The organism is Pigmentiphaga sp. GD03639 (genome assembly GCF_029845405.1).
Classification (GTDB): domain Bacteria; phylum Pseudomonadota; class Gammaproteobacteria; order Burkholderiales; family Burkholderiaceae_B; genus Pigmentiphaga; species Pigmentiphaga daeguensis.
This window is the reverse complement of record NZ_JAOCLR010000035.1, coordinates 38,450-49,529: the sequence shown is the minus strand read 5'-3', so window position 1 is coordinate 49,529 and position 11,080 is coordinate 38,450. Positions and strand designations below refer to the sequence as shown.

The following is an 11,080-nucleotide window of genomic DNA, read 5'->3' as shown; positions in this document are numbered from 1 at the left end:
CCCCGCGCGAGTTCTGCGCCCGCCCCGCCAAGCCTGACAAAACCGGGAAGTCCCGCGCAGCGGGACCGGCGTCGCTGCGCCCCGCCAGCCCATCGCCCCGGACACGGCCGTCTCAAGAACCCGGACCAGACCCCATGAAACACCCCTCCGAAGTCCTCCACCAGTCAGCCAAGCCCCCCGCAGTCCTCCCCGTCTGCGACCACTACGCCGGCTCCGAAAAGCTGATGCAGAAAAGCCTGGAACGCCAGGCCCAGGCCGGCCCCGTGTTCGACGTCACCCTGGACTGCGAGGACGGCGCCGCCGTCGGCCGCGAGGCCGAGCACGCCGAAATGGCCGCCCGCCTGGCCGCCAGCGATGCCAACCGCCACGGGCGCGTCGGCGTGCGCGTGCACGACGTCAACCACCCCTCCTTCATCAGCGACCTCGACATCCTCATCGGCATCGCCGGCCCCCGGCTCGCCTACATCACCGTCCCCAAGGTCAACTCCGCCAACGACGCCCTCAACGCCGCCGAATCCATCGAACGCATAGGCATGGAAATGGGACTGGACCGCAAGATCCCCGTCCACGTGCTGATCGAGACCCACGGCGCACTGCGCGAAGTCTTCCGCATCGCCGCCCATCCCGCCATCGAATGCCTGTCCTTCGGGCTGATGGACTTCGTGTCCTCGCACCACGGCGCCATTCCCGCGCACGCGCTGACCGCCGAAGGCCAGTTCGACCATCCGCTGATCGCGCGCGCCAAGCTCGAGATCTCGGCCGCCTGCCACGCCTACGGCAAGGTGCCCTCGCACAACGTCGTCACCGAACTGAACGCACCCGACGTGATCTCGCGCGCCGCCCGGCGCGCCGGACAGGAATTCGGCTATACGCGCATGTGGAGCATCCACCCCTCGCAGATCGACCCCATCGTCGAAGCCCTGTCGCCCACCGCGGCCGACGTCGCGGACGCCGAGCGCATCCTGCTGGCCGCCGCCCGCGCCGACTGGGGCCCCATCCGCGACGGGGATCCGCAAGCCGGCCGGCTGCACGACCGCGCCAGCTACCGCTACTACTGGGACGTGCTGCGGCGTGCCCATGCCGCCGGCGTGGACGTGTCGGCCGAGGCACGGCGCCAGTTCTTCTCCTGAACCGGGCCGCCGGCGTCAGTTGCCGCCGGCCTCCAGGAAGCGGGCGAGCAGCCCCAGGAAACGGTCGACGACCTCTTCGCGGTTGCCGTCCGAGGTCCCGGCCATGTGGGGCGTCACGAGGAAATCCTCGCAATCCCACAGGGGATGGTCCGGCGGCAGCGGCTCGGTATCGAAGACGTCCAGGTGGGCGTGGCGCACCAGGCCGCGCGCATGGGCAGCCAGCAGCGCCTGCGTGTCGATCAGGGGGCCGCGCGCCACGTTGACCACGCCCAGCGGCCGCCCGGCCCGCAGCGCCTCCAGCGTGCCCATGTTGAACAACCCCCGCGTGGCCGGCGACAGCGGGCAGGCGAAGAACACCCAGTCCACCTGCCCCACCCATTCGTGGAAGCGCTCGTAGCCGCCGGTGGCGACCACGCCGGCCACGGGTTCCGCGCTCTGGCGCAGCACCCGCAGCGGCATGCCGAGGGTGGACAGGTATTGCCCGATGCGGCTGCCGATCTCGCCCCACCCCACCACCATGGCCTCGGTGCTGCGCAACGCGCGCACCTCGTCGTGCGCCATCGGCTGCCAGCGCTTCTCCAGTTGCTGGCGGTGCGCCGCGTGCAGCCGGCGGGCGAAATACAGGAACCCCGCCAGCGCCGTCTGCGCCACCGCGCCGGCATTGGCGCCGGCGGAGTTGGTGACCTGCACGCCGCGCGCGCGCAGGTCGTGGTAGATGCGCCGGTCGGCGCCCGAGGCATAGGTGTGGACCCAGCGCAGCCTGGGGGCGGCAAGCATCGCGTCGTAGAACGCCGCGGTGGCCGGCGCCAGCCAGTCGTCGGTGGACGGCCAGACGATGTCGCGCGTCAGGAAGACCACGTCGGCCTGGTCGGCCTGCCCGATGCCGACCAGGTCGACCCGGCCGGGCCAGCGTGCCAGGAGGCCGGCGTCGGCCAGTTCCCGCGCGCCGCGTTCCGAACAAAGAATATTCATTGCCTTATTTCTTCTGCAGCGACATCAGGAACTGCCGCCGGTCGGCGACTTCGCCGGCGACGAAGCGCTGCAGGTCCGGTTGCGACAGGGGCATGCTGTCCTGCATGTTCTCGCGCATGAACGTCTTCCACGAGGGCCGCTTCTCGACGTCCTCCATGCCTCGCACCAGCCGTGCCGTGACCGCGGGCGGCGTGCCCTTGGCCACCATCACGCCGCGCCACAGCGTCTCCACCACATCGTACCCCTGCTCGCGAAAGGTCGGCACGTCGGGAAAGAATTCGCTGCGCGACTCGCTGCTGATGCCCAGCAGGCGCACGTCGCCGTTGCGGATCTGGGCCATGGCCGTGCTGGGCGTGATCACCGCGGCGTGCAGGTGCCCGCCCATCAGCGCCAGCAGCGCCTGGTTGCCGCCCTGGTAGGGAATCCAGGTCGACTTGAAGCCCGCCTTCTGCTCCAGGCGGTACATCACGTACTGGTGGAAGCCGGCGGTGGCATAGCCGCCGACGTTGACCTTGTCGGGCTGGCGCTTCAGTGCCTCGACCAGATCCTTCAGGCTGCGGTACGGGCTGTCCTTGCGCACCGCCACGCTGGACGGCTCGGTCTGCAAAGCCCGCAGGAAGATGAAATCGGACGGCTGGAAACGGCTGTCCTTCTCGGCCATCAGGAACGAGGTGGACCCGGTGGCCGACACGACCGTGTAGCCGTCGGCCGGCGCGTTCAAGGCCATGTTCATCCCCACCGCGCCGGTGCCGCCCGGGCGGTTCTCCACCACCACCGTCTGTCCCAGGACATCGCCCAGCTCCTTGCCCAGCGAACGCATCATGGTGTCGAGCGGCGAGCCCGCGGCGGACGTCGTGATGAAGTGCAATGGGCGCTCGGGCCATTCGGCGGCCCGTGCCGGCGACAGCGCCGCCAGCAGCGATCCCGCCAGGGCGCATGCGCCCCACCATCGGACTGAGTATTTCATGGTTGTCTCCTTGGTTTTCGTCGTGGGCCCGGCCGTCAGAACGTGGCTTCGAGATCGTCCTCGCTGTGCCGCAGGCTGCGCGTCGGATAAGGCTGCGAAGGCATGGACCGCAGCGCGGCCTCGTCGATGTCCAGCCCCAGGCCCGGCAGTTCCGGCACCTGGATATATCCATCCACGGGCTTGAGCGCCTGGCGCGAGATACGCTGCGAGAACTCCTCGAAAGGAACGAAGTACTCGGTGATCGTGAAGTTGGGCATGCAGGCCGCCGCGTGCACCGTGGCCGACAGCGACAGCAGCGTCGAGTTGTAGTTGTGCGGGGACACCGCGATCATCTCGGTCTCGGCCTGCGCGGCGATGAACAGCAGTTCCAGGATGCCGCCGCAGTTGGACACGTCCGGGTTGATGATGTCGGCGGCCCGGCTGCGGAACACGCTGCGGAAATCCGCGCGGCCATACAGCGCCTCGCCCGTCACCACCGGGATGGTCGTGGCCTGGCGCACTTCCTGGATCGCCTCCATGTTCTCCTTCTGGCACGGCTCTTCTATCCAGTACGGATTCAGCGGCTCCAGTTGTCGCGCCAGCTCGATGGCATGCACCGGCGCCAGCCGGCGGTGCAGGTCGAGCAGCAGCTCGACGCTCGGGCCGACCGCGTCCCGCACGGCGCGCACCACCGCGACGGCGTGCAGTATGTGCTCGCGCGGAATATAGGTACGCCAGGGCCGCGGCAGCGGGTCGAACTTCAGCGCGTCGAAGCCGGCCGCCACCACCTGCTCGGCCGCGCGGGCATAGTCATCGGGCGTCTTGAGCTTGTACCCCCAGCCGTTCGCGTAGACGCGCACGCGCTCGCGGCAGCGGCCGCCCAGCAGACGGTGCACGGGCTGGCCGAGCAGCTTGCCCACGGCATCCCACATCGCCATTTCGATGCCCGACAGCGCGCTCCAGAATTCCAGGGACGATCGGCGCTGCGCGTAGTCGTCGAACGCCACCTGGCAGAAATACCGGATGTTGAAAACGTCGCGCCCCACCAGGTAGCGCAACAGTTCGCGGGCCTGCGCCGCCACGGCCTCGTCGCGGTCGTACTGGCTGTAGCTTTCGCCCCAGCCGACCGTGCCGTCCTCCAGCTCCAGCCGGATGAAGATCAGGTTCTTGCGCCAGCCGGGATGAACGGCCAGGCACTCCGCGTTTCGCACTTTCACGACATACCCCTTGCATGGGTTGGAATGTCGCCAGCGTACGCAAGCCTGGGCTATTTGAAAATGATATGTATATGAGATATACCGATATCAGATTCGTATCCCATTCGACCTCAGCCCATCATGAGCAAATCCCTGGAACTGCGCCACCTGCGCGCCGTGCTGGCCACCGCCGAGACCGGATCGCTGCACCAGGCCGCCATCGCCCTGGAAACCTCCCAGCCGGCGCTGTCGCGGCTGCTGCGCGAGGCCGAGGAACGCATGGGCGTGCGCCTGTTCGAGCGATCGTCGCAAGGCAGCCGCGCCACGGCGGCCGGCGCCCTGGCCGAGCAGGTGGCGCGCCGCGTCGCGGCCGACGTGCGGCGCCTGCAGGACATGGCGCGGGACGGCCGCTGGCACCTGCGCGTGGGCTGCATTCCCCGCGCGCTGGACCTGGTCGTGCCCGGCCTGCTGCATCGCCCCGCCGGCGCGCTGGCCGACGAGATCGAGATCGATCTGCGGGAAGACGACAGCCTGACCTTGCTGGCCGCGCTGGCGCGGGGGGAACTGGATCTGGCGATCCTGTCGCTGTTCGGCGAAATGCCGGCGAATCTGCTCTCGCGCCAGCTCTACCTAGACCGCAACGTGTTCGTGTGCGGCGTGCCCGGCCCGGAGATCCCCGACGGGCCGCTGGCGCCCGAGGCCCTGGCGCGGCATCCGTTCGCCGCACCCGCGCCCGGCACGCCCTCGCGGTTGGAGTTCGACCGCTATTGGCAGCGCCACGACGTGCCGCCGCCCGCCTGCCGGGTGGCGGCGCGGACCTACGACGCCATCGCCAGCGTGCTGCCCGGCACACCCATGCTGGCCGTCATGCCCCGCCAGGTCGCGCAGCGCCATGCCGGCAACGGCAGCCTGCGGATATTGAAAATCGTGCACGCCCTGCCCGAGCGCCCCATCCACGTGGTCTGGCCCAGGCAGGCGCTGCAACCCGTCACGGATCAGTTGATTACCCTGATCCGGCCGGCGCGGCCACGGCGCGGACGGTCGTGACCATCCCCCGGGCCTACTGGTCGTTCAGGCTGGCCTTGGCGGCTTCCTCGGGCGTCAGGCCGTCGTAGAACTGGTCGGTGAACCACTCGGCTTCCTGCTCGATGTAGTCCTGGGCCTCTTCACGGCTGGCGCCCGCTGCCACCAGGAAGCCCTCGACTTCGGTGCACCACTGGATGAGGGCTTGCAGGTCGGGATCGTTGTCTTTGTCGGTAGCCATAGGCCGGTTCCATCGAAAATCACGCCACATGGCATTCCGGCAAGGATAGCGCAAGTCCCCTTCGCGGTCCCGCCCCAGGGTTTCCCCTCCTGACGCCTGCCCGCCGTCTCCGTATAGTTATGAAAAATATCTATTATGTTTTATAACTAATCATGAACATCGACGACCTCATCGCCATCGACATCCACGTCCATGCCGAAGTCTCCTGCCGCTGCGCGCCCGACGCCTTCGGCAGGGAATTCGACGAGGCGGCCGAGAAATACTTCAAGTTCACCCATCGGCCGACCATACCCGAGACCATCGCCCGCTATCGCGAAAAACGCATCGGCCTAGTCATGTTCACCGTCGACGCCGAGGCCAACCTGGGCCGGCGGCGCATTCCCAACGAAGAGATCGCCGAGGCGGCGCTGGAAAACCGCGACATGATGCTGGCCTTCGCCAGCATCGACCCGCACAAGGGCAAGATGGGCGTGCGCGAGGCGCGCCGCCTGATCGATGACTACCAGGTCGCCGGCTTCAAGTTCCACCCCACGGTCCAGGGCTTCTACCCGAACGACAAGCTGGCCTACCCCCTGTACGAGGCCATTGCCGAAGCCGGCCTGCCCGCCATCTTCCACAGCGGCCATTCGGGCATAGGCACCGGCATGCCCGGGGGCGGCGGGCTCAGGTTGAAGTATTCCAACCCCATCCACTTGGACGACGTGGCGGCGGACTTCCCCGGCATGAAGATCATCATCGCCCATCCTTCCTGGCCCTGGCAGGACGAGGCGCTGTCGGTCTGCCTGCACAAGCCCAACGTCTACATCGACCTGTCGGGCTGGTCGCCGAAATATTTCCCCAAGGAACTGGTGCACTACGCCAATACCCAGCTCAAGCACAAGATGCTGTTCGGTTCCGACTTCCCGCTGATCACCCCCGAGCGCTGGATGCAGGATTTCGAGGCCGCGGGCTTTCGCCCCGAAGTCCATCCGCTGATCCTGAAAGACAACGCGGCCAGGCTGCTGGGCTTCGCCTGATGGAACAGGATTCCCTGGACCAGACCTTCCTGCTGGGCCTGGTCGGCCACAGCGCGCGCCTGGCGTCGTCCGGCATCCGCCCGCTGTTCGCCCAGCGCATGGCCGGCCACGACCTGCGCCAGGCGGAATTCGCCGTGCTATCGCTGCTGGACGCCAACCCGGGCATCAGCCAGAAGCGACTGGCCGACGCCATCAACGTCTCGCCGCCCAACATGGCGGCGGTGCTTACGCGGCTGCTCGAACGCGGCCTGATCCGCCGCGAGCGCCAGCCCTCGGACCAGCGCATGCAGATCCTGCTGCTGACCCCGGCGGGCACCCGCCTCTACCGCAAGGCGGCCGCGACCGCGCTGGACCTGGACCAGGAGGCCACGGCCATGCTGACGCCCGCCGAACGGCGGGAACTGCTGCGGCTGTTGAAGAAAGTGAACGAGGCGCAGGCCGCGCCTCAGGGCCAGGGCACCTGATAGTTCAGGATGGCCGACACCGAGCGGCGGCCGCCGGCGGTGCACGAATCGGTGTAGCAGTACGACGCGTAGCTGGTATCGAACATGTTGTTCGCGCTGGCGCGCAGCTTCAGGCCCTTCAGGTCGGGGCTCAGGTGGGCGAAGTCGTAGTTGATGCCCGCGTCCACCAGGGTATAGGCAACGGCCAGGCCCGGCTGGGCCACGTTGCTGTAGACCGCGCCCGCGCGCCCCACCCTGCCGTCCAGGCTCAGGCCGGCGAAACTGCCTCGCGTGACGGCGTACCTGGCCCCCACGGAAACGCGCTGCTCGGACACGTCCGCATAGCGGTTGCCGAGCATGGCCGCGTAGGCGTCCTCGCTCGCGCCGGTCACGGTCGAGTTGGTGACCGCGTAGGTGGCCACGAGGTTCAGGCCCTGCAGCGGCTGCATCCGGCTCTCGACCGTGGCGCCGCGTATGCGCAGTTCGGCCCAGGCGCTGCACCCGGCCACGGCGCAGCCTTCCTGCGCCTCGGAGGTCTGGGCATTGTTCTGGATCTGGTTGAACGCCGTGATGGTCATCAACTGGCCGAGCGCGGGCGGCTGGTAGCGCACGCCGGTCTCGTACTGCTGGCTGGTGGCCGACGCCGCGGTGCCGGCCTGGGGCGCGTAGCTTTGCGAATAGTTCACGTACGGCGCCAGGCCGATGTCGAACTGGTAGCGCAGCCCCAGGCGGCCGCTGTAGACGTCGTCCTCGCGCAGGCCGGTGCCGTCGTTCCCGGCGGCGTTCAGGTCGATGGTGCGGTGGGTATTCTGGTCGCGCCGCCCGACCATGGACAGGACCCAGCGCCGGTACTGCACCTGGTCCTGCACGAAGAATCCCAGCTTGCTTTCCTCCGCGAACGAACGCGCGGCGATGCGCGGCTGGCCGATGGCCGTACCGTAGGCCGCGTCGAAGATGTCCAGCGACGGCGACGGCGCGAGCCGGCTTTCATAGATGTCGCGCGACTTGACGTAGTCGAAGCCGAACTTGAACGTATGCTGGAATCCCAGCGTCGTGAACCGGGCCTGCGCCTGCGAGCCGACGTTGAAGGTGCCCAGCCCCGGCCCCAGCGCATCCTGCGGCGCCGGCGAACCGTTGATCCAATCCACGGCCGGCTGGTTATCGGGCCGGCCGTAGCGGACGTTCTGCCTGACCACCCAGGTGTCGTCCAGCTTCTGCTCGAACTCGTAGCTGGACTGTTTCCGGTTTGCCTGGTCGTAGGCCTGGGTGCCGGTACGGGTGTCCACCGACATGTCCGCCCCGGGATTCCAGGCAGGCGCGGTCGGCACCCTGACCGTGCCCTCGTCCGTGACGGCATAGACGATGGGCACCGGCGTATAGGGCAGCTCGGGCTCGGGCGCGGCCGGCTCCGGCGGCATGGCCGGGCCCGCGGGCACCACCGAGGCGGTGGCGGGTTCTTGCAGGGAAACCGCGGGCGCGCACGCACCCAGCGCCAGCAGCGCCGCCGCCGGCCCCAGGATGGGCACGGCCCGCGTCAGGAAATGCAGAAACGTCACTCGCATGCTCGTCCGTATCGCCATGGCCCGGATCGCGGCCGGCTTCCACGGCGCACGCCGGCACCACCGGCCGGGCCTAGGCCTCGGCTATCCACGCCATCTGTATGGCTTCGAGAATTTTCTCCCCGGAACGTTTCGGATCGTCGTCGAAGCCCGGAAGTTCCAGCACCCAGTTGTGCAGGTCGGTGAAACGCACCTGCTCCGGATCCACGCCGGGATGCGCGTCGGCCAGCGCCGTGGCGATTTCGTAGATGTCGGTCCACTTCATCGAGGTTCTCCTCGCCGGCGCCTGCGTGGGTCAGTGATTCTCGGCGGCGTGGTTGATGGTGTACTTGGGGATCTCGATCGTCAGGTCGGTATCCTCGATCACGGCCTGGCAGGACAGGCGCGACGTGGACGTCAGGCCCCAGGCCTTGTCCAGCAGATCTTCCTCGTTGTCGGTGGCCGACTCGAGCGAGGAAAAACCCTCGCGCACGACCACGTGGCAGGTGGTGCAGGCACACGACAGTTCGCAGGCGTGCTCGATCTCGATGTGATTGTCGAGCAGCACCCGGCAGATGGACACGCCCGAGGGCGCGTCTTCGATGACCGCGCCTTCCGGGCAGAGTTCGGCGTGCGGAAGCACGGTGAGTTTGGGCATGATGGCAACCTGATGATGATGCGAACGGAAGCGCCGGGCGCTTCCTTACACGATTTCGTCGACGCGGCGCCCCGACAGCGCCTGGCGTATGCTGCGGTCCATCCGGCGCGCGGCGAAGTCCTCGGTGGCCTGCGCCAGCGCTTCGACCTGGGTCCGCACCGTCTCGCTGTCGTCGCTGGCCGCCGCGTCGGCGGTGCGCGCCAGCTGGGCCCGGATCGCGGCCAGCTCGTCCGGGTCCAGCAGGTCGGCGTCGGCCTGCAGCGCCGCCTCGACCGACTCGACCAGGCGCCGGGCCTCGACCTGCTGTTCGCGCAGGGCGCGCAGCTTCATGTCCACGTCGGCGCTGTTCATGCCGTCCGCCAGCATGGCCGCCACTTCGTCGTCCGACAGCCCGTACGAGGGCTTGACCGAGATCGAGGCCTCCACGCCCGAGCTTTGCTCGCGCGCTGTCACGCTCAGCAGCCCGTCGGCATCGACCTGGAAGGTCACGCGGATGCGGGCGGCGCCGGCCACCATGGGGGGAATGCCCCGCAGCTCGAAACGGGCCAGCGAGCGGCAGTCGGACACCAGTTCGCGTTCGCCCTGGACCACGTGGATGGCCATGGCCGTCTGGCCGTCTTTGAAGGTCGTGAACTCCTGGGCGCGCGCCACCGGAATGGTGCTGTTGCGCCCGATCACGCGTTCGACCAGCCCGCCCATGGTCTCCAGGCCCAGGGACAGCGGGATCACGTCCAGCAGCAGCCACTCGTCGTCGGCCGTGCGGTTGCCCGCCAGCAGATTGGCCTGCATGGCCGCGCCCAGCGCCACGACCTGGTCCGGGTCGAGGTTGATCAGCGGTTCGGTGCCGAACAGGTCGGCCACCATGCGCCGGACGATGGGCATGCGCGTCGCGCCGCCCACCATGACCACGCCCTTGACCTCGTCCGCCGCCAGGCTGGCGTCGCGCAGCGCCCGGCGGGCGCTGGACAGCGTACGGGCCACCAGCGGACGCGCCAGGGTCTCGAAATGGTCGCGCGTCAGCGCGAGCGCCAGCGTGCGTCCGCCCGACAGCGTGGCGGCCAGTTCGGCCTGCGGCGCGTCGGTCAGGGCCTCGCGCGCCTGGCGCGCCGCCACCAGCAAGGCACGCTGGTCTTCCGGCCGCAGTTCCGAGAGCTTGCGGTCGTTCACGGCCCACGCCACGATGGCCGCGTCGAAATCGTCGCCGCCCAGCGCGGTGTCGCCGCCCGTGGCAATGACTTCGAACACGCCCTTGGACAGGCGCAGGATGGAGATGTCGAACGTGCCGCCGCCCAGGTCATAGACCGCGTAGATGCCTTCGGCCGCGTTGTCCAGGCCGTAGGCGATCGCCGCCGCCGTCGGCTCGTTCAGCAGCCGCAGCACGTTCAGCCCGGCCAGCCGGGCCGCGTCCTTGGTCGCCTGCCGCTGGGCGTCGTCGAAATACGCCGGCACGGTGATCACCGCGCCCACCAGATCGTCGCCCAGGGCGTCCTCGGCCTGCTGGCGCAGCGTGGCCAGGATCTGCGCCGAGACCTCGACCGGGCTCTTGTCGCCCTGCACGGTGCGGATGCGCACCATGCCCGGGGCATCGACGAATTCATACGGAACGTGCAGCCGCTCGGCGTCGGCCAGCCCGCGGCCCATGAAGCGCTTGACCGACACCAGCGTGTTGTGGGGATCCTGCGCCTGGGCCGCCAGCGCCTTGCGCCCGATCCGGACGTCGCCGCCCGGCAGGTAGCGCACCGCCGAGGGCAGCAGCGCATGGCCCTCTTCGTCGCGCAGGACCTCGGCCGCGCCGCTGCGTACCGACGCCACCAGCGAATTGGTCGTGCCCAGATCGATGCCCACCGCCAGACGACGCTGGTGGGGGGCTTCGGACATGCCGGGTTCGGCTATCTGCAAAAGCGCCATGCGTTCCTG

12 protein-coding genes are annotated in these 11,080 nt (G+C 68.7%); 4 read left to right on the top strand and 8 right to left on the bottom strand.

What is annotated here, in order from left to right:
- Positions 1 to 134 precede the first annotated feature (134 nt).
- The gene (locus tag N5K27_RS25175; RefSeq protein ID WP_279820004.1) at positions 135 to 1,130 is read left to right on the top strand and encodes an aldolase/citrate lyase family protein; all 996 of its coding nucleotides are present in this window, start codon (positions 135 to 137) and stop codon (positions 1,128 to 1,130) included.
- 15 nt (positions 1,131 to 1,145) lie between these two features.
- Here N5K27_RS25175 and N5K27_RS25170 read toward each other — a convergent pair whose 3' ends face one another.
- Genes N5K27_RS25170 through N5K27_RS25160 form a run of 3 tightly spaced genes read right to left on the bottom strand, consistent with a single transcriptional unit; the run spans position 1,146 to position 4,265 of the window.
- Entirely contained in the window at positions 1,146 to 2,102 is a 957-nt protein-coding gene (locus N5K27_RS25170) for an NAD(P)-dependent oxidoreductase (protein WP_087841088.1), read from the bottom strand.
- 4 nt (positions 2,103 to 2,106) lie between these two features.
- Positions 2,107 to 3,069 (bottom strand): tripartite tricarboxylate transporter substrate binding protein, encoded by a 963-nt coding sequence (locus tag N5K27_RS25165; RefSeq protein ID WP_279820001.1) that lies wholly within the window; start codon positions 3,067 to 3,069, stop codon positions 2,107 to 2,109.
- A gap of 35 nt (positions 3,070 to 3,104) precedes the next feature.
- Complete coding sequence (locus N5K27_RS25160) at positions 3,105 to 4,265, bottom strand: mandelate racemase/muconate lactonizing enzyme family protein (protein ID WP_279819999.1); 1,161 nt, start codon at positions 4,263 to 4,265, stop codon at positions 3,105 to 3,107.
- Between the two features lie 120 nt (positions 4,266 to 4,385).
- On the opposite strand from N5K27_RS25160, the gene N5K27_RS25155 reads away from it, so the two are divergent.
- Complete coding sequence (locus N5K27_RS25155) at positions 4,386 to 5,291, top strand: LysR family transcriptional regulator (protein ID WP_279819996.1); 906 nt, start codon at positions 4,386 to 4,388, stop codon at positions 5,289 to 5,291.
- Between the two features lie 13 nt (positions 5,292 to 5,304).
- Here the strand turns inward: N5K27_RS25155 and N5K27_RS25150 are convergent, their stop codons facing one another.
- On the bottom strand, positions 5,305 to 5,508 hold the full coding sequence (locus N5K27_RS25150) for a hypothetical protein (RefSeq protein WP_087841084.1): 204 nt from the start codon (positions 5,506 to 5,508) through the stop codon (positions 5,305 to 5,307).
- A 152-nt stretch (positions 5,509 to 5,660) separates the two neighbouring features.
- Here N5K27_RS25150 and N5K27_RS25145 point away from each other — a divergent pair, with 152 nt between their 5' ends.
- Together N5K27_RS25145 and N5K27_RS25140 are read left to right on the top strand one after the other, a co-directional pair.
- Positions 5,661 to 6,524, top strand: a complete 864-nt coding sequence (locus tag N5K27_RS25145) for an amidohydrolase family protein (protein ID WP_279819992.1) — start codon at positions 5,661 to 5,663, stop codon at positions 6,522 to 6,524.
- Entirely contained in the window at positions 6,524 to 6,988 is a 465-nt protein-coding gene (locus tag N5K27_RS25140) for a MarR family transcriptional regulator (RefSeq protein ID WP_130358750.1), read from the top strand. The genes N5K27_RS25145 and N5K27_RS25140 overlap by 1 nt, the downstream gene beginning before the upstream one ends.
- Here N5K27_RS25140 and N5K27_RS25135 read toward each other — a convergent pair.
- The 4 genes from N5K27_RS25135 to hscA all read right to left on the bottom strand — a co-directional run bounded on the left by N5K27_RS25135 (position 6,970) and on the right by hscA (position 11,071).
- A complete protein-coding gene (locus N5K27_RS25135; protein WP_279819990.1) occupies positions 6,970 to 8,523 on the bottom strand; it encodes a TonB-dependent receptor in 1,554 nt (517 codons plus the stop codon). The two genes, N5K27_RS25140 and N5K27_RS25135, sit on opposite strands and share 19 nt — an antisense overlap.
- A gap of 76 nt (positions 8,524 to 8,599) precedes the next feature.
- A complete protein-coding gene (gene iscX / locus N5K27_RS25130) occupies positions 8,600 to 8,791 on the bottom strand; it encodes a Fe-S cluster assembly protein IscX (RefSeq protein ID WP_130358754.1) in 192 nt (63 codons plus the stop codon).
- A gap of 30 nt (positions 8,792 to 8,821) precedes the next feature.
- Positions 8,822 to 9,163, bottom strand: a complete 342-nt coding sequence (gene fdx, locus N5K27_RS25125; protein ID WP_130358756.1) for an ISC system 2Fe-2S type ferredoxin — start codon at positions 9,161 to 9,163, stop codon at positions 8,822 to 8,824.
- 45 nt (positions 9,164 to 9,208) lie between these two features.
- Positions 9,209 to 11,071, bottom strand: coding sequence for a Fe-S protein assembly chaperone HscA (gene hscA / locus N5K27_RS25120; protein WP_130358758.1), 1,863 nt, complete (start codon positions 11,069 to 11,071; stop codon positions 9,209 to 9,211).
- Between the last annotated feature and the right edge of the window lie 9 nt (positions 11,072 to 11,080).

Bases quoted from the DNA above. Each gene is read 5' to 3' on its own strand.
- N5K27_RS25175 (WP_279820004.1), top strand. From the start codon at position 135: ATGAAACACCCCTCCGAAGTCCTCCACCAGTCAGCCAAGCCCCCCGCA.
- N5K27_RS25170 (WP_087841088.1), bottom strand. From the start codon at position 2,102: ATGAATATTCTTTGTTCGGAACGCGGCGCGCGGGAACTGGCCGACGCC.
- N5K27_RS25165 (WP_279820001.1), bottom strand. From the start codon at position 3,069: ATGAAATACTCAGTCCGATGGTGGGGCGCATGCGCCCTGGCGGGATCG.
- N5K27_RS25155 (WP_279819996.1), top strand. From the start codon at position 4,386: ATGAGCAAATCCCTGGAACTGCGCCACCTGCGCGCCGTGCTGGCCACC.
- N5K27_RS25150 (WP_087841084.1), bottom strand. From the start codon at position 5,508: ATGGCTACCGACAAAGACAACGATCCCGACCTGCAAGCCCTCATCCAG.
- N5K27_RS25145 (WP_279819992.1), top strand. From the start codon at position 5,661: ATGAACATCGACGACCTCATCGCCATCGACATCCACGTCCATGCCGAA.
- N5K27_RS25140 (WP_130358750.1), top strand. From the start codon at position 6,524: ATGGAACAGGATTCCCTGGACCAGACCTTCCTGCTGGGCCTGGTCGGC.
- iscX (WP_130358754.1), bottom strand. From the start codon at position 8,791: ATGAAGTGGACCGACATCTACGAAATCGCCACGGCGCTGGCCGACGCG.
- fdx (WP_130358756.1), bottom strand. From the start codon at position 9,163: ATGCCCAAACTCACCGTGCTTCCGCACGCCGAACTCTGCCCGGAAGGC.
- hscA (WP_130358758.1), bottom strand. From the start codon at position 11,071: ATGGCGCTTTTGCAGATAGCCGAACCCGGCATGTCCGAAGCCCCCCAC.